At 62.7% G+C, this 17,903-nt stretch carries 20 protein-coding genes; 11 read left to right on the top strand and 9 right to left on the bottom strand.

The window, feature by feature from the left end; all coding sequences use genetic code 11:
* Positions 1-91 precede the first annotated feature (91 nt).
* Complete coding sequence (locus tag AC4PTT_RS01980) at positions 92-778, bottom strand: HAD family hydrolase (RefSeq protein ID WP_113153515.1); 687 nt, start codon at positions 776-778, stop codon at positions 92-94.
* A gap of 104 nt (positions 779-882) precedes the next feature.
* Positions 883-1,530, bottom strand: a complete 648-nt coding sequence (locus AC4PTT_RS01985; RefSeq protein ID WP_492162013.1) for a hypothetical protein — start codon at positions 1,528-1,530, stop codon at positions 883-885.
* Between the two features lie 185 nt (positions 1,531-1,715).
* Between AC4PTT_RS01985 and AC4PTT_RS01990 the strand changes: the two genes are divergently transcribed.
* From AC4PTT_RS01990 to ptsP, 5 genes are all read left to right on the top strand, one after another.
* On the top strand, positions 1,716-2,153 hold the full coding sequence (locus tag AC4PTT_RS01990; protein ID WP_492162014.1) for a transcriptional regulator GutM: 438 nt from the start codon (positions 1,716-1,718) through the stop codon (positions 2,151-2,153).
* Positions 2,154-2,217: 64 nt separating this feature from the next.
* A complete protein-coding gene (gene srlA / locus AC4PTT_RS01995) occupies positions 2,218-2,976 on the top strand; it encodes a PTS glucitol/sorbitol transporter subunit IIC (RefSeq protein ID WP_113153512.1) in 759 nt (252 codons plus the stop codon).
* A 14-nt stretch (positions 2,977-2,990) separates the two neighbouring features.
* Positions 2,991-3,989, top strand: coding sequence for a PTS glucitol/sorbitol transporter subunit IIB (gene srlE, locus AC4PTT_RS02000; protein WP_492162015.1), 999 nt, complete (start codon positions 2,991-2,993; stop codon positions 3,987-3,989).
* A 71-nt stretch (positions 3,990-4,060) separates the two neighbouring features.
* Positions 4,061-4,441 carry a PTS glucitol/sorbitol transporter subunit IIA gene (locus AC4PTT_RS02005; protein WP_206545652.1) on the top strand — a complete coding sequence of 127 codons (381 nt, stop codon included), beginning with the start codon at positions 4,061-4,063 and terminating at the stop codon, positions 4,439-4,441.
* A gap of 36 nt (positions 4,442-4,477) precedes the next feature.
* The gene (ptsP, locus tag AC4PTT_RS02010; protein WP_492162016.1) at positions 4,478-6,460 is read left to right on the top strand and encodes a phosphoenolpyruvate--protein phosphotransferase; all 1,983 of its coding nucleotides are present in this window, start codon (positions 4,478-4,480) and stop codon (positions 6,458-6,460) included.
* A gap of 203 nt (positions 6,461-6,663) precedes the next feature.
* On the opposite strand, the gene AC4PTT_RS02015 is transcribed toward ptsP, so the two are convergent.
* Entirely contained in the window at positions 6,664-7,425 is a 762-nt protein-coding gene (locus AC4PTT_RS02015; RefSeq protein ID WP_492162017.1) for a hypothetical protein, read from the bottom strand.
* Between the two features lie 191 nt (positions 7,426-7,616).
* Here AC4PTT_RS02015 and AC4PTT_RS02020 point away from each other — a divergent pair, with 191 nt between their 5' ends.
* The 3 genes from AC4PTT_RS02020 (at position 7,617) to amaB (ending at position 11,498) form a co-directional block, all read left to right on the top strand.
* Complete coding sequence (locus tag AC4PTT_RS02020; RefSeq protein WP_224924899.1) at positions 7,617-8,576, top strand: sugar-binding transcriptional regulator; 960 nt, start codon at positions 7,617-7,619, stop codon at positions 8,574-8,576.
* 274 nt (positions 8,577-8,850) lie between these two features.
* On the top strand, positions 8,851-9,756 hold the full coding sequence (locus tag AC4PTT_RS02025) for a LysR substrate-binding domain-containing protein (RefSeq protein ID WP_224873547.1): 906 nt from the start codon (positions 8,851-8,853) through the stop codon (positions 9,754-9,756).
* A 227-nt stretch (positions 9,757-9,983) separates the two neighbouring features.
* On the top strand, positions 9,984-11,498 hold the full coding sequence (gene amaB, locus AC4PTT_RS02030) for an L-piperidine-6-carboxylate dehydrogenase (RefSeq protein WP_492162018.1): 1,515 nt from the start codon (positions 9,984-9,986) through the stop codon (positions 11,496-11,498).
* A gap of 81 nt (positions 11,499-11,579) precedes the next feature.
* Here amaB and AC4PTT_RS02035 read toward each other — a convergent pair whose 3' ends face one another.
* The 3 genes from AC4PTT_RS02035 to AC4PTT_RS02045 form a co-directional block, all read right to left on the bottom strand.
* On the bottom strand, positions 11,580-11,843 hold the full coding sequence (locus tag AC4PTT_RS02035) for a DUF2312 domain-containing protein (RefSeq protein WP_113153506.1): 264 nt from the start codon (positions 11,841-11,843) through the stop codon (positions 11,580-11,582).
* Between the two features lie 136 nt (positions 11,844-11,979).
* A complete protein-coding gene (locus AC4PTT_RS02040) occupies positions 11,980-12,288 on the bottom strand; it encodes a DUF1244 domain-containing protein (RefSeq protein ID WP_162742213.1) in 309 nt (102 codons plus the stop codon).
* 11 nt (positions 12,289-12,299) lie between these two features.
* Positions 12,300-13,109: an N-formylglutamate amidohydrolase gene (locus AC4PTT_RS02045; RefSeq protein ID WP_113156078.1), complete on the bottom strand. Its 810-nt coding sequence runs from the start codon at positions 13,107-13,109 to the stop codon at positions 12,300-12,302.
* A 164-nt stretch (positions 13,110-13,273) separates the two neighbouring features.
* Here AC4PTT_RS02045 and AC4PTT_RS02050 point away from each other — a divergent pair, with 164 nt between their 5' ends.
* Positions 13,274-13,786, top strand: a complete 513-nt coding sequence (locus AC4PTT_RS02050) for a DUF1036 domain-containing protein (protein WP_113156077.1) — start codon at positions 13,274-13,276, stop codon at positions 13,784-13,786.
* A complete protein-coding gene (pyk, locus tag AC4PTT_RS02055; RefSeq protein ID WP_113153504.1) occupies positions 13,783-15,219 on the top strand; it encodes a pyruvate kinase in 1,437 nt (478 codons plus the stop codon). The genes AC4PTT_RS02050 and pyk overlap by 4 nt, the downstream gene beginning before the upstream one ends.
* Before the next feature lie 221 nt (positions 15,220-15,440).
* On the opposite strand, the gene AC4PTT_RS02060 is transcribed toward pyk, so the two are convergent.
* Both AC4PTT_RS02060 and ykgO read right to left on the bottom strand, forming a co-directional pair.
* The gene (locus AC4PTT_RS02060; RefSeq protein ID WP_206545658.1) at positions 15,441-16,034 is read right to left on the bottom strand and encodes a tetratricopeptide repeat protein; all 594 of its coding nucleotides are present in this window, start codon (positions 16,032-16,034) and stop codon (positions 15,441-15,443) included.
* A 70-nt stretch (positions 16,035-16,104) separates the two neighbouring features.
* Positions 16,105-16,230, bottom strand: a complete 126-nt coding sequence (ykgO, locus tag AC4PTT_RS02065; RefSeq protein ID WP_007008283.1) for a type B 50S ribosomal protein L36 — start codon at positions 16,228-16,230, stop codon at positions 16,105-16,107.
* A 193-nt stretch (positions 16,231-16,423) separates the two neighbouring features.
* Here ykgO and AC4PTT_RS02070 point away from each other — a divergent pair, with 193 nt between their 5' ends.
* Entirely contained in the window at positions 16,424-16,837 is a 414-nt protein-coding gene (locus tag AC4PTT_RS02070) for a lysozyme inhibitor LprI family protein (RefSeq protein ID WP_206545659.1), read from the top strand.
* Here the strand turns inward: AC4PTT_RS02070 and AC4PTT_RS02075 are convergent.
* Positions 16,824-17,903 carry a 5-(carboxyamino)imidazole ribonucleotide synthase gene (locus tag AC4PTT_RS02075; RefSeq protein WP_492162019.1) on the bottom strand — a complete coding sequence of 360 codons (1,080 nt, stop codon included), beginning with the start codon at positions 17,901-17,903 and terminating at the stop codon, positions 16,824-16,826. The two genes, AC4PTT_RS02070 and AC4PTT_RS02075, sit on opposite strands and share 14 nt — an antisense overlap.

Below are 17,903 nucleotides of genomic sequence, written 5' to 3' on the forward strand. Positions count from 1 at the left end.
ACGACTTTGACCGCGTCTGGCGCTGCCTGCCATCATCACAGGCAGCGCCTTTTCTTTTGCCCGGAAGCCGTTCCGGAAGCGTGGAGAGGTTTTAAGCGCCCGCCACCGCCTCGCCGATGAAGCCGCGCTGCCTCAGCTCCGCTTCGATCTCATCCCAGCTTGCGCAGACCGCGTGTGCGCCCGCACCGCTGAGCTTCTCGCCATGGCCGTCGAATGTGTGGCTGCCGCCGGTGAAGCCGATGGCGGTCATGCCGGCCGCCACGGCCCCCTGCACGCCGAAGGGCGAGTCCTCGATCACCACGGAGGAGGCCGGAGCGCCGCCGAGCTTCTCCGCAGCGAACAGGAAGATGTCCGGGGCAGGCTTACCGTTCTTCACCATCGAGGTGCTGAACACGTCGTCGCCGAAGAAATCGGCAATGCCGGAGACCCCGAGGCTGAGCTCAATCCGCTCCATGGAGGATGAGGAAGCGACGCAGCGCGGCGTCTTCAGATTGCTCAGGAAAGGCACGATGCCGCGCGTCGGCTGAAGTTCTTCTTCCAGCAGCGCCTTCGTCTCCAGCCAGATGTCGCCATCCGCATGGGCGGGGAAGGCAAAGCCGGTCAGCTCTTCGATGCGGGTGATGATGTCGGCCTGTTTCATGCCGATGCACTGGCCGACGATCTCGCGTTTCAGCGCCAGGCCGTGCTTGTTGTAAACGCGCTCATAGGCGATTGCGGCAAGCGGTTCACTGTCGACGAGAACACCGTCGCAATCGAATATGATCAGGGGGGTAGTCATGAAAACTCCGGACTTTCGGGGCTGAGGGGGAGGCTGCGTTTCAACGTGGCGAATGAATGCCGCCCTTTAGGGCATTTTTTCGTCAGTTGAAAACACCCTGCGATCTAGCTCGCCGGGTCAGGGAAGATCGAGGGTGCTTCGATGCTCTTGCGCCCGGCTTCGATGGCGTTGCGCATGGCGATCCGCCCTTCCACGAGATCGGGCGCAACCCAGTTGGGCTCCGCACCAAGGAAACGGTCGAGGAAGGCGACGGCCGAGGCCGGCATCTCGCGCGTGTTCTCGCGGTAGGACCACCAGGTCCGCAGATCGTCCGCACAGCGGGCCAGGCGCGGCGCTTCGCCGAATTCCTGCTCGAAGATGGCGGCAATCGCGCACACGCAGTAGTTCGTGTAGAGAAAGCCCTCCGGCCAGAATTTGACGATCTCCGAATTCTCCGCGTCGCCCGTCACCGTGCTTTCCGGCGTCACCGTGACCGGCGCATGGCGGATCATCTCCTTCAGCGCGAGGCCGGCGGCATAGATGATGAAATCGCCACGGTCGAGCCGGGCATAGGCCTTCTGCGCATCGACCATCTCCACCCAGTCGAGAAAGACGCGGGTGAGCTTCTCCTCATCCACCTCGAACACGACACCGTAATGCTGCGTCACAGCCTTCGCATTGCCGCGAAAGGTCGTGCGAAACCAGCGCAACTGGCGCAGCCGGTGGCGTAAATCGGGCATGACTGCAAGTTCGTTCTTGAAATCCAGATCCAACGGGTGAACTCCTTAGCCGGAACCATAACATGCGGCATGTCGGTTCCAATCAAATAAGCCGCGATCCACGTATTTGAAGGAATATACAATTTGACATTTCAAAAAACAAATGTTCTTAATTTCAGGATTATTAAGTGTGTTGACGTGCGTACGCTTGGGAAGAGCGTTTCGGGAGGTAATGCCTGATGGCACTATGGCAATGGGGGCTTTTGCTCCTCGCAGTCGTATGGGCGCTACAGTCCTACGGCGTGTGGCTGCAGATGCGTCACTATTCCGACGTCTTTAAAGGCATCACGCAGAAATATGCGGATGGTTTCGTCGGCACGGGCGCATTTCACGGCCGTTTCCTGAAACGCGGTGCAATTGCCATCGTCGTGGTTTCGCCGGATCTCGCCGTGCGCCGGATCCTGACCATGAGTGGCCGCTCCGTCTTCGCAAAATTCAAGCGACATGAGCAGTTCGAGGGCATGACCCTTGATCAGTTGCGGGCCGAACCGGCGCTTTTCGGAGAAAAGCAGCCGGGGCTGACCGCGGCAATTACGCAGGCGGTTGCTCAGATAGACCGTACGCGGGCAGGCGAGGAGCCGCCGCTTCGGCAATCTCTGGCCGCTTCAAAAGCATGACATACGGGACTGCGCGCTCACCGGGGCTCAATTACCGGGGTGAGCAGAATAGAGAGGGAGGACTATGTCTGTCATTTCCATGATGGCCCAGCACGCCGATACGGCGATGCAGGGGCTGCATATGGCCGGCGCGGTGGCGGGTGATGCCGCACTGCACGGCAAACTCGCCGCCAAGGCGGCGACAAACGATCTGGTCGTGCTTGCTCAGGCAGGCACCGACCTTTCGGTCGAAGAGTTCCGGCAGAAGCTGGACTCGGTTGCCCAGGAAGAACAGCTCGGCTGGCTCACCGCCGCCGGCAAGTACTTCATCGGCATCTTCCAGAAGGGCGGCGAGGTCTTTGCTGGCTTCGTCACCGGCATCATCCCGACGCTGGTCGTGCTGATGACCGCCTTCTACGCCATCACCGAACTGGTGGGCGAGAAGCGCGTTCACGGCCTTGCCCAGAGCGCCGGCCGCATCGCGCTCACGCGCTATACGGTGCTTCCGGTTCTCGCCGTCTTCTTCCTCACGAACCCGATGGCCTACACCTTCGGCTCGTTCCTTGAGGAAAAGCACAAGCCGGCATTCTACGACGCCGCCGTGTCCTATGTGCACCCGCCGCTCGGCCTGTTCCCGCACATCAACCCGGGTGAGTACTTCGTCTGGGGCGGCATTCTCGTCGCTCTGCTCGAGCTTGAGAGCCAGGGCGTCGTGCCCATCGGCTATCACATCACCGTGGCCATCTGGTACGCGCTGGTCGGTCTCCTCGTCATCCTGCTCAAGGGCATGCTGACCGAGCGGATCACGGCCATCCTGGCGCGCCGCCAGGGCGTTGAGCTCTAGGGGAGGCGCAGGACATGGCTAAAACATACAAAGCAGTAAAGATCTCCAGGGGCTCGTCTGGTTGGGGCGGTCCGCTCGTGATCGAACCGACGGACCAGCGCAACAAGATCGTGTCGGTCACCGGCGGCGGCATCCACCCCGTCGCAAAGCGCATCGCAGAGATGACGGGCGGTGAAGCCGTTGACGGTTTCAAGAGCCCGCCCGTTGAAGGCGAGATGGCTGTCGTGGTCGTCGATTGCGGCGGCACCGCCCGCTGCGGCGTCTACCCGCGCAAGCGCATTCCCACCGTCAACCTGACCCCGGTCGGCCAGGCAGGCCCGCTTGCCCAGTTCATCACCGAGGACATCTATGTCTCGGGCGTCACGCCGGAGAACATCGAGATGGCCGACGGCACGGAAGCGGCCGCTGTCGCTGGCGGCGCGGCCGCGTCTTCAGAGCCGGAGAGTGCTCCGGCTGCGGCGCCGGCCACCGAGGAAGGCGGCCTTGTCGGCCTCATCAGCAGCGTCGGCCGCGTGATGGGCAATGTGGTTGGCGTGTTCTTCAACGCCGGTCGCCGCACCATCGACCAGGTGGTGCGCAACGTGCTGCCCTTCATGGCCTTCGTGACCATGCTGATCGGTCTGATCCTCTACACGGGCATCGGTGACATTCTCGCCGAGCCGATGGGACCGCTGGCCAACAACATTATCGGCCTGCTCATCATCTCGGCCATCTGCGGCCTGCCGTTCCTGTCGCCCATTCTCGGGCCAGGCGCGGTCATCGCGCAGGTGATCGGCGTGGCGATCATCGGACCGCAGATTGCCAACGGCACGATCTCACCGGCCATGGCGTTGCCTGCGCTGTTCGCTTACAACACGCAGGTAGGCTGTGACTTCGTTCCGGTGGGCCTGGCCCTCGGCGAAGCGAAACCCAAGACCATTGAGATCGGTGTCCCTGCGGTGCTTCTGAGCCGTCAGGTCATGGGACCGGTTTCCGTGGCCATTGCCTGGGGCGTCAGCCTGCTGGTTCTTTAAAACAACGGGGTGGCGGTCGTCGTTTGGGCGGCCGCCCTTCCCGAAACGAATGTTTGCATGGAGTTATTTGAATGTCGGTGTTTCTCAAAACGCGTATTACTGCAGTCGGTCCCGAAGTCGCGGATCTGGCGGAAGGCGGTGTCCTGATTCTTTTCGCTGACGGCGCGCCGGAGGAACTTGCCGAGGTTTCCGTTCTGCATGCGGTGCAGGAAGGTCCGTCCGATGCCGCGCCGGCCGCTGGCGCCCGCGTTACCGTGGGCGATGTGACCGCCGAAATCACCGCCATGGGCGAAGCCGCCTGGAACAAGGTGCGCGAGATCGGCCATGTGGTTGTGAACTTCAATGGCGCGAACGCCGTGGAGCGTCCGGGCGAGATCTGCGCCTCCGTCGTCGAGCCGGCAACGCTTGTTGCAGCCCTGAAGACGGATGCAGTCATCACCATCGGCGCATAACGCCGTAACGAACTGAACAACAGATACGAGACCGTTATGGAACGCTCGACCATCGTCAGAGTGCAGGATGGCCTGCATGCCCGTCCCGCCACACGCTTCGTGCGCCTCGCCAAGGGGTTCGAAAGCGATGTGGAAATTATCAAGGGCGAAAAGGCTGTCAGCGCCAAGAGCTCGGTGAAGCTGATGCTGCTTGGTGTGAAGGAAAACGACGAAGTTTCCATTCGCGCCGATGGCGCCGACGCCATTGAGGCCGTCGATGCCCTCATCGCCTATCTTGAAAACCCCATGTCGGGTGTCGAGGAAGGCGTGGGCGAGCCCGCAAAGGCGCCCGCCGCCGAGACGCCTGCGCCCGCAGCGCCTGCCGCACCGGCTGCGCCTCTGGTCGCCGATGGCGGCCTTCATGGTGTTGCCGCCAGCGCCGGGCTTGGCCTCGGTCCTGTCTTCGCGCATTTCCCGCAGCAGATCGTTCCCAACAACACGACGCTTTCCGCCGGCGAAATCGAGCCGGAAAAGCAGCGCTTCGCGGAAGCGATCCAGCGTCTTCAGGAAAAACTCGACCGTTCGCTTGCATCCGATGGCATGCAGGAAAGCGATCGCGGCATCGTCGCGGCGCTGCGCGACATCGCCTCCGATGATGCGCTGCGCGACGAAACGCTTGCCGCCATCGATGGCGGTCTCGACGCCGTATCCGCCGTCATCGCCGCATCCTCCCGCCTGGCCGATGATTTCCGCAAGCTGGACGACGCCTATATGGCCGCGCGCGCCGAGGATATGGAGGCCATTGCCCGCCAGATCTGCCTCACGCTTCTCGGTCAGGAAGATGCGCGCCTCGACGACATTCCCGAAGGGGCCATTCTCGTCGCCGAGGACATTGGCGCATGGGATCTGGCGCGTGCGCCGCTCAAGCGTCTTGGCGGCGTGGTCTGTGGCCATGGCGGCGCGACATCGCATGTGGCCATCATCGCCCGCACCCATGGCATTCCCGCAGTGCTCGGCCTCGGCGAGGCCGTCAACGAACTGCGCGACGCGAAGCAAGCCGCCATTGACGGTCACACGGGACAGGTCGTTGTCGAACCCGACGCGGCCACCCGTGCGCGCTTTGAAGAGATGATCGGCGCTGCCGCCCGCGAGCGGGAAGCGCTCAAGGTCTACAAGGATGTGGTGCCGCGCCGCGCCGATGGCGCGGTCATTCAGGTGGCGGCCAATCTCGGCTCGCTCGAAGAGGTCGAGGCCGCTCAGCAAGCCGGCGCAATGGGCGTTGGCCTGTTCCGCACCGAGCTTCTTTTCATGCGGCACATGCACCTGCCGTCCGAGGACATGCAGGCCGAGACCTATGCCGAGCTTGCCCGCGCTTTCCCGGACCACCCGGTCATCGTGCGCACGCTCGACATTGGCGGCGACAAGCCGATCTCCGGCGTCGAATTCCCGGAAGAGGAAAACCCCTTCCTTGGCTGGCGCGGCATCCGCATGTGCCTCGACCGCACCGACATCTTCAAGGTTCAGCTCCGGGCGCTGCTGCGCGCTGCCGTTCATGGCAATCTGCGCGTGATGCTGCCCATGGTCTCGACCGTTGAAGAGGTGCGCCGCACCCGTGTTCTGATCGATGAATGCGCCGCCGAGCTGAAGGCCGAGGGCGTTGCGCATGGCGAATTCCCGCTGGGCGTGATGATCGAGACGCCGGCTGCCGTCTTCGGCGCGGAAGCGCTGGCGAAGGAGGTCGCGTTCTTTTCCATCGGCACCAACGATCTGACGCAGTATGTGATGGCGGCGGACCGCCTGAACCCGTCGGTTGCCAACCTGAACGACGCCGCCCATCCAGCCGTCATGGCTGCGGTCGAGCAGGCCGCCAGGGCAGCGGTCGCGGCGGGCATCGAGATCGGCATGTGTGGCGAGGCCGCCGCGCGCACCGATCTGATCCCCGAGTTCATTCGCATGGGATTGACCGAGCTCAGCATGAGCCCGGCTTCGGTGCAGGCCACCAAGAAGCAGCTTTCCGAGCTGTTCGAAAAGGCAGTCTAGCAGCGCTCCGGTCAGGTGCGCTTCCCCTGACCATCGAAGACTTGAAGACCGGCTGCCGCAGATGCGGTTGGCCGGTCTTTTGCCATCTTGGAGCAACTCCAGGAAAAGTGGGAACCGGTTTTTCGTCCGAAATTGCGTAAGAGCAATGAATGAGAGCGCTTTCGCGCTTCAACGAATAGCGGAAGCGCTCTAGGGTCAGGACCCTAGGGCAGATGCGTGAGCAGGCTTTCGAAGATTGCCGTCAGATCGGCAATCGGCTGATCGGCCTCAAGGCTGCGCGCCATCCGCTCCCGGCGTGCGGCAACCGCCAGCGTGGCGATGTCCAGCAGGTCCGATGCGGAAAGGCTTTCGTCGAACAGCGCCAGTCCCGAGGCGAGAAGCCCCGGCGCAAACACGATGATGCAGGTCTCGGCGTTCTGCGCTGCGGCAGGCATTGCCGGGTCGCTCAGCGCGGTGCGGCAGATTTCCTGAAGCAGATGCGCGAGCAGGCCCGCCAGAAGCGGCCTTATGGCTTCGGGCGTCTTCGCGTTCTTCAGCGCCAGCAGCACATGGCCCTGCCGTTGGCGGAGCGTCTCATGCGCTCCGGTGAAGGTCGTTTCGCGCATGGCCGGGGGCTCGCGGTCTTCCAGCGTGGCCGCCAGCGCCTTTGCCGCGCGATACATGTGGCGCCGGAACGCGCGCTCGCCTTCCATCGGGTCGGCGCCGAAATAATCGACCAGCGGTCTTATGACCAGTTCGGGCTGTTGCCCGCCGGGCAGCACCGTGCGGGAGGCGGTTTCGGCCAGTGTCAGCGTGTCGTCGACCATGCTGACGGCCCGCCCCAGAAGCTTCTCGATGTCTGTAAAACCGCGCTTTTCCGAAGCCGCGCCCTGCTTTTCGTGGCGATGCGCACGCAGGAAATCGCGGATATCACGCAGGCGGTCCTTAAGATGAAGCGCCATGTCTTCCGAGGCATCACGAAGCATAAAATGCTATCCTCAAGTAATTAGTTTTCTGCCGCCGGCCATTGACCGGATGGCGACATCATTGTTTTGGTCTCTCTGGAAATCAAGCGACATGCTTGTGACCGCCCCGGGGAAATACGCAGGAAGGCCATATGAGCAAGGCGAAGGTACACAATCAGCCCGCCGGTACGACCAGTTCTGGAGAAATTGCAATGACTTCCCGCAAGGGAGGCGTAACCAGCAAAACCGACCGGCTGCGTGTCCGCGCCGCCTGGATGTATTTCGTCGAGCAGAAGACGCAGAACGAGATCGCCGAGATTCTCGGCATCGGGCGTGTCAGCGTCGTGCGCATGCTGGCCGATGCGCGCGCCCGCAATGAGGTGAAAATCACCATTGAGGGCGATCTGGCCGAGATCACCCGGATCGAACGTGCGCTGGAGCAGCGCTTCGGCCTCGAGCGCGCCGTGGTCGCGCCGCTCTCCGATCCCGAGGCGGATCCCATTCCCGCCGTCAGCGCCGCGACCGGCAGCTATGTGTCCGACGTCATGGCCGCCGGCATGTCGGTGGGCGTCGGGTGGGGGCGCACGCTGTTCGGCTCGCTCCCGTTCATTCGCGCCCGGCCGCTGGCCGACTTCAAAGTGATCTCGCTTCTCGGCGGTGTCGGCGTCGCCCGTCGCTTCAACCCGGCTGAATTCGCCTGGCGCTTTGCGCGCGCCTTCCAGGGCGACGGCTATCTCATTCCCGCACCCGCCGTTGTCGACAGCGTCGAAACCAAGACGGCGCTGATCGAGCGCTGCGGCCTCAACGAAATTCTGGCGCTCGCAGATACGCTCGACGCCGTCATCGTCTCCGTCGGCGGGCTCGCTTCCGCCACCACCTTCTATCGCGGCGGCTATCTTACCGAAGAGGTGCGCTCTGACCTCGAAGCAAAGGGCGCGGTGGGCGACATTCTCTACCACTTCTACGATCTCGACGGTCAACTGGTTGACCACCCGATCAATGACCGGGTCATGTCCGTCGATGTCGATCGCCTGCGCCGCGCGCCCATGCGCATCTTAACCTCCGGCGGTGAAGACAAGATCGACGCGCTGATCGGCGCAATGAAGCTGGTTGAGCCGACGGTCTTCATCACCGATGAAGAGAGTGCGCGCAGCATCCTGGCCATGGCCTGAAGCAATTCCAGGAAAAGTGGGAACCGGTTTTCCGTCCGGAATTGCGTAGAAAACAATGAATTGGAGCGTTTTCGCAATTCCACGATAAGCGGGAACGCTCTCGTCACCGGCTCCTTTAGCCGGCATGTGCGAAATGCGCATCGTCTATGTGATTTCGCCCGGCAGGCGTCTATAAGAAGCTGACGTGTTCCGGGGAACCGGAGCAGAATGGCCACGCACCGGCAAGTGCGGGCCTTGTGACCACAGGGTCGCGTGCAGGGCGCAAAGGGGAGGCATGCTTTCGACGATGGTGGACAGGTTCGCGCGGCGTTTTCTGCCTTCCTTCTCCGTTTTGCGCAGCTTCGCGTCTGCCGCGCGGCACCAGAGTTTCACGCTGGCCGCCGAAGAGCTCAACCTCACGCAGAGCGCCGTCAGCCGCCACATCCGCGACATGGAATCGGCACTCGGCTTCAGCCTGTTCCGGCGTGTGGGCCGGCGCGTCGTGCTAACCCCGGCCGGCAAGAACCTTGCCGATGCGCTGGAAGACGATCTGCACCGCATCACGCAGACCCTGCATCGCGCCATCGCCGCCGGCATGGCGGGCGCAACGCTCAATGTCGCCAGCCTGCCCACCTTCGCCAGCCGCTGGCTGATCCCGCGCCTGCCGGAATTCGAAAAGGCGCATCCGGGCATCGGCATCAATCTCATGGCGCGCATCAATCCGTTCGATCTCGCCCATGAGCGTTTCGACGTGGCGATCCATTTCGGCCGCGACAACTGGCCGGACGCCCGCCTCACCAAGCTGTGCGACGAGGCGATGATCGCCGTCGCATCGCCGGCCTTTGTTGAGAAACACGGCGTCAAGGCTCCCGAGAACCTGCTCGACGCCCCGCTCCTTCATCTCCAGAGCCGTCCCGGCGCGTGGGCTGACTGGATGCGCGAGGCCGGTGTCGGCGATGTGCCGGCGCTACCGGGAAAGCAGTTCGACCAGTTCACCATGGTCATTGCAGGCGCAACTGCCGGGCTCGGCGCCGGTCTGGTGCCTGCCTATCTGATCGAGGAAGAACTGCGCTCCGGCGTTCTTGTGCAGATCGGAGATACGTCGCTCGCCACCCAGAACGCCTATTTTCTGGTTCAGCCGCTTGGCGTGGAGAACCCCTCGGCAGACGCGTTCGTGGCGTGGATCGTCGCGCAGGTCTGAACCTGCCGTGACGGGGGTCTTGTGCCTTTCCGGCACCGATTGGCAGGGAAAGCATGACCGTCCATCATGAATACAGTCCGAATTTCCATTTCCAATGACCGCCCGGTCTTCCTACATTCCCGCCAGAGGCTCGTCCGGCCGCGCGGCTTTCAGAGCATTTTGCAGTCAGGTGGCATCGCCTGACGCCCGCATGAATACAGAAAGATAATCGAGGGAGCGAAGCACCCATGAACGTCAAGAACGAAACAACCGAACTCCTCAAGCGCCTCGGCGTGGATGAGAAGGCGATTGCCGGTGGCGATCTGACCGTGCGCACGCCGGTCACGGGCGAGGAAATCGCCGCCGTCACGTCCATCTCGGCTGCTGATACCGGAGCAGCCATCGAGCGCGCGCATGCCGCTTTCAAGGCCTGGCGCAATGTGCCGGGTCCGCGCCGTGGCGAACTCGTGCGCCTACTTGGCGAAGAGCTGCGCGCCTCCAAGGACGATCTCGGTCGCCTCGTCTCCATCGAGGTCGGCAAGATCCGCTCCGAGGGTCTCGGCGAAGTTCAGGAGATGATCGACATCTGCGATTTCGCCGTCGGTCTCTCGCGCCAGCTCTATGGCCTCACCATCGCCACCGAGCGCCCCGGCCACCGCATGATGGAAACCTGGCATCCGCTCGGCGTTGTCGGCGTCATCTCCGCTTTCAACTTCCCCGTCGCCGTCTGGTCGTGGAACTCGGCGCTGGCGCTGGTCTGCGGCGACAGCGTTGTGTGGAAGCCCTCCGAGAAGACGCCGCTGACGGCGCTCGCCTGCGAGGCGATCTTCAAGCGCGCCGTTGCCCGCTTTGGCGATGACGCGCCGGCGGACCTGCTCACCGTCATCATCGGCGACCGCGCCGTTGGCGAGGTCATGGTCGACCATCCGAAAGTGCCGCTGGTCTCCGCCACCGGCTCCACCCGCATGGGCCGCGAAGTCGGCCCGCGTCTGGCGAAGCGTTTCGCCCGCGCGGTTCTGGAACTCGGCGGCAACAATGCCGGCATCGTCTGCCCCTCGGCCGATCTCGACATGGCGCTGCGCGCCATCGCCTTCGGCGCCATGGGCACCGCCGGTCAGCGCTGCACCACGCTGCGCCGCCTGTTCGTGCACGAATCCGTTTATGACGCGCTGCTGCCGCGCCTGCGCAAGGCCTACGAATCGGTCTCCGTCGGCAGCCCGCTCACCACGGATGCCCTGGTCGGCCCGCTGGTCGACAAGGGCGCTTTCGACAACATGCAGAACGCGATTGAAGAAGCGAAGAAGCTCGGCGGCAAGGTTGTTGGCGGCCAGCGTTTCGACAGCGGCGATGCAGACGCCTATTACGTGCATCCGGCTCTCGTCGAGATGCCGGAACAGGCCGGCGTCGTTCTGGAAGAAACCTTCGCCCCCATCCTCTACGTGATGAAGTACAGCGACTTCGATGACGCGCTCGAGCTTCACAACGCGGTTGGTGCGGGCCTGTCGTCCTGCGTGTTCACCACCGATATGCGCGAGGCCGAGGAATTCCTCAGCGCACGCGGTTCCGACTGCGGCATCGCCAACGTCAATATCGGCACTTCCGGTGCGGAGATCGGCGGCGCGTTCGGCGGCGAAAAGGAAACCGGTGGTGGCCGTGAATCCGGCTCCGATGCGTGGAAGGCCTATATGCGCCGCGCCACCAACACGGTGAACTACTCCAAGGAACTGCCGCTCGCGCAGGGTGTCTCCTTCGACATCGAATAGGGCATCTGCCGCAGATAACTGCAGGCAAAAAGAAAGGGCGGCCCGGAGCCGCCCTTTTTCATGTCCGGCCTGTGGCCGAAATCATTCCATGCCGAGCGCGGCCTTGTAGAGGTCGATCATCGCCTCTTCTTCCTGGCGCTCCGCCTGATCCTTCTTGCGCAGGCGCACTATGCTGCGCACGGCCTTGGTGTCGAAACCATTGGCCTTCATCTCGGCGTAGACTTCCTTGATGTCTTCCGAAACCGTCTTCTTGTCTTCTTCGAGGCGCTCGACACGCTCTATAAAGGCGCGAAGCTGGCCAGCGGCAACGGTATCTGCGGTTTCGGTGGTGATGTCGTCGGACATGCGAAACTCCGGTCGATTGTTCTAAAGCCCGCGACTCGGGGCGTTGAGGCGTGGCAGGTTCGATGCCCCAGCTACGCCCGGTGGTCAAGGCATTTGCGTTGCGGCCCGCGCCGCTCCTGCCATGGTGTTGCGCCGCTCAGTGGTCCTTCGGGCGGTTCTCTTCAAAGGCGGCCTTTTGCTCTGCGGTCGCCTCGGTCTGATATTTCGAACGCCACTCCTCATAGGGCATGCCGTAGACGATCTCGCGCGATTCTTCCTTCGAGAGCACAATGCCCTCCGCCTCGGCGGCGTCCCGATACCAGTTGGACAGGCAATTGCGGCAGAAACCGGCCAGGTTCATCATGTCGATGTTCTGCACGTCGGTGCGGGTGCGCAGATGGTCGAGCAGGCGACGGAATGCGGCTGCTTCCAGGTCGCGCTTTTTCTCCTCGCTCAGCGTGGTCATGGCGTTCTCCTTCACGAATGGTCCGAGCGCGATCCGAAATGCTTCACCTCGTGCATCTCGGGCCGTGCGTTGATCTCTAGAAGCAATGGGGCGAGCCGTTCCGCCCAGGCGTTTGCGCCTGCCTCATCGCCGATCAGGTCCTGCCGGATCTCGATCAGCGCATGGGCAAAGCCCCGCTCCGTGGCGTGACGGTGCATCGTGTCGCCGGGATATGCGCCGTCATAGGGCTCATTGTCGCCCACGGTCAGGTCGCCGCCGGCTTTCAGCGCCTCCATCAGCGGGATCGTGGCGCGGTCGTCGCGGTCCCACAGAAGCCCCACCTCCCACGGTCGCCGACGCCCCTTCATGAAGGGCGTGAACGAATGCATGGAAATGATCAGCGGGGCCGCCTGAAACGCGTCCGCCGCCTGTTCCACGGTCTTTGCCACCGCATCGTGATAGGGCAGGTAATAGCGTTCGAGCCTGTCGCGCCGTTCTTCCGGGCTCAGCGGATAATTGCCGGGAATGATCGTGCCGTCATAGAGTTGGCGAATCAGTGTCGGGTCGTTGATGCCCCGGTTCGGGTCGATCAGCAGTCTGGAAAAGCCACACAGAACGGCGGGCGCACCGGTGATCCGGGCCAGCGCGCGGGTTACCGCCTCAACGCCGATGTCATAGGCGATGTGGCGTTCGAATTCCGTCTCCGGCAGGCCGAGCGCGTCGTAACGCTCGGGCAAGTCCCGTTTGGCATGATCCGCAACCAGAACGAGCCCCATGCTCTCTCCCGGGGCCGAATCGCCACGAATGATCTCGAAAGGAGATGTATAAGTGCTGGCAGTCATGGATTCGTTCCCGAAGACATGCGGAGAGGTCATAAATGTGCGCTTATCGCAGTCTAGACTTCTCCTTTCATGATGTGCTGCGTTCTGCAATGGCTGTGACGGAAAACACGCGCGGCAGACATTGCCGCGTTGACAGGCGCACGGACATTGCCGAAAAGGAAAATATGCTCAAGTCGAATTCAAGGTTACCAAAAATGCTTCGACGGGCGTCGCGCGCGAAACGCCGGGGGGCTTTTCTGCTGGTCGCCGCTGCCGGACTGGGAGGCGCATTCCTTGCGCCCACACCGGCATTTGCGGACTTCCGTGTTTGCAACTCCACACAAAACCTCGTTGGCGTGGCCATTGGCTATCGCACCGGCTCGGGCTGGGTGAGCGAGGGTTGGTGGCGGATCGAGAAATCGAGCTGCAAAACCCTGATCGAGGGGCCCCTGGAGTCGCGCTATTACTATCTCTACGCAGAGGACGCCGCGAGCGGTGGCCGCTGGGAGGGATCGGTCCAGATGTGCGTTGCACTGACCGAGTTCAAGATAGCCGGCACCAATGATTGTTTTGCGCGGGGCTTCCAGCGTGCCGGTTTCCAGGAGTACGACACGCGTGAGCAGGAAAACTGGATGGTGGATTTGACTGACGGCCCAGCCGAAAACAACACGCTGACGAACACCGGTGCTTCCCGATGAGACGCGAGCGCAAGGTCAAGATTCTCGCAACGCTCGGTCCGTCCTCTTCCGAAGAGGAGACGATCCAGCGTTTGTTTGAAGCCGGTGCGGATGTCTTCCGCATCAATATGAGCCATGCCAGCCACGAGCTGATGCGCACCCTTGTCGGGCGCATTCGCGCAGTGGAGAAGAAGGTCGGTCATCCGATCGGCATTCTGGCCGATCTGCAGGGCCCCAAGCTGCGCGTTGGCACATTCGCCAACAAGAGCGTCGAGCTTTCCGTCGGGCAGAAATTCACGCTCGATGACAATCCCGAGCCGGGTGACGAAAAGCGGGCGCACCTCCCGCACCCCGAAATCCTGAAATCGGTGGAGCCGGGCCATCGCCTGCTGATCGACGATGGCCGTCTTCAGCTCAAGGCGCTGAAAAACGACGGCAAGTCGATCACCTGTGAAGTGGTCGCCGGCAACAAGATTTCCGATCGCAAGGGCGTCAGCCTGCCCGACACCGATCTGCCCATGGGCGCACTGACCGACAAGGACCGCAAGGATCTCGACGCGGTGCTTTCCGCCGATGTCGACTGGATCGCGCTCTCCTTCATCCAGCGTCCGGAGGATCTGGCCGAGGTGCGCAAGGTCGCGCGCGGCCGGGCCTCCCTGCTTGCCAAGATCGAGAAGCCGCAGGCCGTCAAGCGTCTGGCCGAGATCATCGAGCTGTCCGACGCGCTCATGGTGGCGCGTGGCGATCTGGGCGTGGAAATGCCGCTGGAGGCCGTTCCCGGCATCCAGAAGCAGATCACCCGCGCCTGTCGCCGTGCCGGCAAACCGGTGGTTGTCGCCACCCAGATGCTCGAATCGATGATCTCCGCTCCCGTGCCCACCCGCGCGGAAGTCTCCGACGTCGCCACGGCGGTGTTCGAGGGCGCGGATGCGGTCATGCTTTCGGCAGAATCGGCCGCCGGTGACTATCCGGTCGAAGCCGTTTCGACCATGAGCTCCATCGCGACCAAGGTGGAGCAGGACCCGACCTATCCGACCATCATCAACGGTCAGCGCAGCGAGCCGGAGCCCACGGGCGCAGACGCCATTTCCATGGCCGCGCGCCAGATTGCCGAAACGCTCAATCTCTCGGCGATCATCTCCTACACCTCGTCGGGCACCACGGGCCTGCGCGCTGCGCGCGAGCGCCCGCAGGTGCCGATCATCGCGCTTTCCCCGGTTGTGCAGACGGCGCGCCGTCTGTCGCTCGTCTGGGGCACGCATTGCGTGGTTACCGAGGATGCGGCGGATCTGGATGACATGGTCAACCGCGCCTGCCGCATCGCGTATGAGGAAGGTTTTGCAAAGCCCGGCAACCGCGTGATTGTCACGGCCGGTGTGCCGCTGGGAACCCCCGGCGCCACCAACATGCTGCGCATTGCTTATATCGGCTCGGACGGTCTGGGCGGGATCTAAAGCAATTCCAGGAAAAGTGGGAACCGGTTTTCCGTCCGGAATTGCGTAGAAATATTGAGTTAGGGCGTTTTCGCGTTTCAACGAAAAGCGAAAATGCTCTGACCCGCTCAGCTCCTTGGCACGAAGAATACGGCCCGGCGGGTTTCCCCGTCGGGCTTTTTTATGCGCCGGTAGAAAAACGTAGGGGCCGTTTCTTGGGCGAGGGCGCGCCACAGAGCGCGTCAGATGCCCTGGCCGTCCAGCTCGTCGGAAATCTCCGCCACGGCGTTCTGTGCGCTTCTCAGCATGGGGTAGACGTCCAGAACCTGCTCATAGGCCGTCAGCGCCTGCTGCTCGTGTCCCGTGGCCTGCAGAATGCGCGCCATGCCGGCCAGCGCGCCGAAATGGCGGGGCTCCAGCTCCAGCGCATGCGATATGTCCGTCATGGAGCGGGCATAGTCGTTCATCATGTAATGCACCGTCGCGCGCCGGTTCCAGCCCTCCGCATAATCGGGAAAGAGCACGGTCACCTGATCGAGAAAATCCAGCGCAACGGAGAAATCCTGCGCTTTGACGGCGTCATTCGCCCACTGCATCAGCAGGTTGGCGGTATCGCTGCCCGAATCGCTCCAGGCTTCGCCAATGCGCAGGGCAATCCGGCGTGCGGCCCGTTCGTTTGTTTCTTTTTTGAGGTCGGAGAAAAGCGCGTTGAGTCGCGTCTGCCTGTCTGTCGCCGGCGCTTCAACGCCGGTCACAGGCTCATTGCCATCGGCCGCCTGAAGAGGCGGCAGACCCATCATGAAAATGGCGGCAATGGCTACAGTGAATCGGACCATGCCGCAATCATAGGCGCGGCACAGCCAAAGGAAAACTGAATTTCGCGTGAAGACCGCCCGAACAGGCGGATCAGCCCTGCCGTGCCTTGAAGCGCGGGTTGGACTTGTTGATGATGTAAATGCGTCCCTTGCGACGGACCATGCGGTTTTCGCGGTGACGGGTCTTCAGCGCTTTGAGCGAATTTTTGATCTTCATCGTTCTTGTCCGTGGTTGGCCGTTGGGCCCGAAATGAGAAGGCGCGCTGTCCCGGCGCGCCACAAGTCGATGGGCTCATAGACGACGAAGCTTGCCTGTGTCAACCTTTCGGCGGGTTGTCGAGGGTGAATCCGGCGATTCCACGTTGCAGGCAGCCCGATTTTTTGATGACCACAGCTTTATGGAGATTCATATGTCATATCGCAATTTCCGGTATCCGTTTGCAGCATTCGCATTTTTGCTCTTCGCCTCGTCCGCTCCCCTTCATGCAGATGAACTCGACTGCGACGATGCGCAGACGCAGGCCGACATGACCCAGTGCGCAGGCAAGTCCTATCAAGCCGCCGACAAGAAGCTCAATGCGCGCTATGGCGACGCCATGAAGCGTTACGAGAGCAATGAGGAAGCGCGCACGCTTCTGCGCGATGCGCAGCGCGCCTGGATCGCGTTTCGCGATGCTGAATGCGATCTGGTCACGCTTGGCGTGCGCGGCGGGTCCATCGAACCGATGATCCGCGCGCAGTGCCTTGAAGATCTGACCGAAGACCGTTCAGACCAGCTCGAGGATCTGGTGGACTGCCAGGAAGGCGATCTCAGCTGCCTGTAAGGCGCGTGAAGTGCCCCATCTTGCGGCCCGGCCTTATGTCGGTCTTGCCATAGAGATGGAGCATCAGGTCGGGTTCTGCGAGCAGTTCCGTTGCGCGCAGAACCTCGTCGCCGATCAGGTTTTCCATCATGCAGTCCGAGTGGCGTCTCGTGTCGCCCAGCGGCAGGCCCACCACGGCGCGAATGTGCTGTTCGAACTGCGAAACCGTGCAGGCCGCCTCGGTCCAGTGTCCCGAATTGTGCACGCGCGGCGCGATCTCGTTGACCAGCACCTTGCCATTGTCGAGCACGAAGAACTCGACGCCCAGAACCCCCACATATTGCAGGGATGTGAGAATGTCCGTGGCTGCCTGCGTGGCGGCCGCCCGCGTCTGCGGGGCAATTTCGGCCGGCACGGTGGAGCGGTGCAGAATACCGTCGCGGTGTTCGTTGTGAGCCGGCTCATAGGTGGCGATGTGCCCGTCCACCGAGCGCGCGGCGATTACGGAGATTTCCTGCTGGAAGGGGATCAGCGCCTCAAGGATCAGCGGAACGCCGCCCATCTCGGCAAACACGCCCTCACAATCTGCCGCCGTGGCGGTGCGAAATACGCGCTGTCCCTTGCCGTCATAGCCCAGACGCCGTGTCTTGAGCACGCCGCTGCCGGAAAAGTCTTCAAGGCCACGCGCAAGGTCATCATCGCCGTCCACGGAGACGAACGGCGCCGTCGAGATGCCTGCCGCGTTCAGGAAAATCTTCTCCGCGAGGCGATCCTGCGCCGTTTCCAGCGCCTCGGGCGGCGGGAACACTGACAGCTGTTCGCTCAGCGTTGCGGCAGTCGCCACCGGCACGTTCTCGAATTCATAGGTGATGACGTCGCATTGCGCGCAGAGCCGGCGCAGGGCGCTGGCGTCGTCATAGGGCGCATGAATGAAGGCGTTGGCCACCTGTGCCGCAGGGCTGTTTTCCGCGGGGTCGAGAATGATGGTGCGGTAGCCGAGTTTCGCTGCCGCCATGGCAAGCATGCGGCCAAGCTGCCCGCCACCGAGAATCCCGATGGTTGCGCCCTGGGGAAGTGGAGCCTTCAT

It is taken from the genome of Nitratireductor sp. WH36-1, from assembly GCF_058725515.1.

Excerpts from the sequence above, each read along its gene's own strand:
- AC4PTT_RS01980 (WP_113153515.1), bottom strand. The coding sequence starts at position 778 with ATGACTACCCCCCTGATCATATTCGATTGCGACGGTGTTCTCGTCGAC.
- AC4PTT_RS01990 (WP_492162014.1), top strand. The coding sequence starts at position 1,716 with ATGGCACTATGGCAATGGGGGCTTTTGCTCCTCGCAGTCGTATGGGCG.
- srlA (WP_113153512.1), top strand. The coding sequence starts at position 2,218 with ATGTCTGTCATTTCCATGATGGCCCAGCACGCCGATACGGCGATGCAG.
- srlE (WP_492162015.1), top strand. The coding sequence starts at position 2,991 with ATGGCTAAAACATACAAAGCAGTAAAGATCTCCAGGGGCTCGTCTGGT.
- AC4PTT_RS02005 (WP_206545652.1), top strand. The coding sequence starts at position 4,061 with ATGTCGGTGTTTCTCAAAACGCGTATTACTGCAGTCGGTCCCGAAGTC.
- ptsP (WP_492162016.1), top strand. The coding sequence starts at position 4,478 with ATGGAACGCTCGACCATCGTCAGAGTGCAGGATGGCCTGCATGCCCGT.
- AC4PTT_RS02015 (WP_492162017.1), bottom strand. The coding sequence starts at position 7,425 with ATGCTTCGTGATGCCTCGGAAGACATGGCGCTTCATCTTAAGGACCGC.
- AC4PTT_RS02020 (WP_224924899.1), top strand. The coding sequence starts at position 7,617 with ATGACTTCCCGCAAGGGAGGCGTAACCAGCAAAACCGACCGGCTGCGT.
- AC4PTT_RS02025 (WP_224873547.1), top strand. The coding sequence starts at position 8,851 with ATGCTTTCGACGATGGTGGACAGGTTCGCGCGGCGTTTTCTGCCTTCC.
- amaB (WP_492162018.1), top strand. The coding sequence starts at position 9,984 with ATGAACGTCAAGAACGAAACAACCGAACTCCTCAAGCGCCTCGGCGTG.
- AC4PTT_RS02035 (WP_113153506.1), bottom strand. The coding sequence starts at position 11,843 with ATGTCCGACGACATCACCACCGAAACCGCAGATACCGTTGCCGCTGGC.
- AC4PTT_RS02040 (WP_162742213.1), bottom strand. The coding sequence starts at position 12,288 with ATGACCACGCTGAGCGAGGAGAAAAAGCGCGACCTGGAAGCAGCCGCA.
- AC4PTT_RS02045 (WP_113156078.1), bottom strand. The coding sequence starts at position 13,109 with ATGACTGCCAGCACTTATACATCTCCTTTCGAGATCATTCGTGGCGAT.
- AC4PTT_RS02050 (WP_113156077.1), top strand. The coding sequence starts at position 13,274 with ATGCTCAAGTCGAATTCAAGGTTACCAAAAATGCTTCGACGGGCGTCG.
- pyk (WP_113153504.1), top strand. The coding sequence starts at position 13,783 with ATGAGACGCGAGCGCAAGGTCAAGATTCTCGCAACGCTCGGTCCGTCC.
- AC4PTT_RS02060 (WP_206545658.1), bottom strand. The coding sequence starts at position 16,034 with ATGGTCCGATTCACTGTAGCCATTGCCGCCATTTTCATGATGGGTCTG.
- ykgO (WP_007008283.1), bottom strand. The coding sequence starts at position 16,230 with ATGAAGATCAAAAATTCGCTCAAAGCGCTGAAGACCCGTCACCGCGAA.
- AC4PTT_RS02070 (WP_206545659.1), top strand. The coding sequence starts at position 16,424 with ATGTCATATCGCAATTTCCGGTATCCGTTTGCAGCATTCGCATTTTTG.
- AC4PTT_RS02075 (WP_492162019.1), bottom strand. The coding sequence starts at position 17,903 with ATGAAGGCTCCACTTCCCCAGGGCGCAACCATCGGGATTCTCGGTGGC.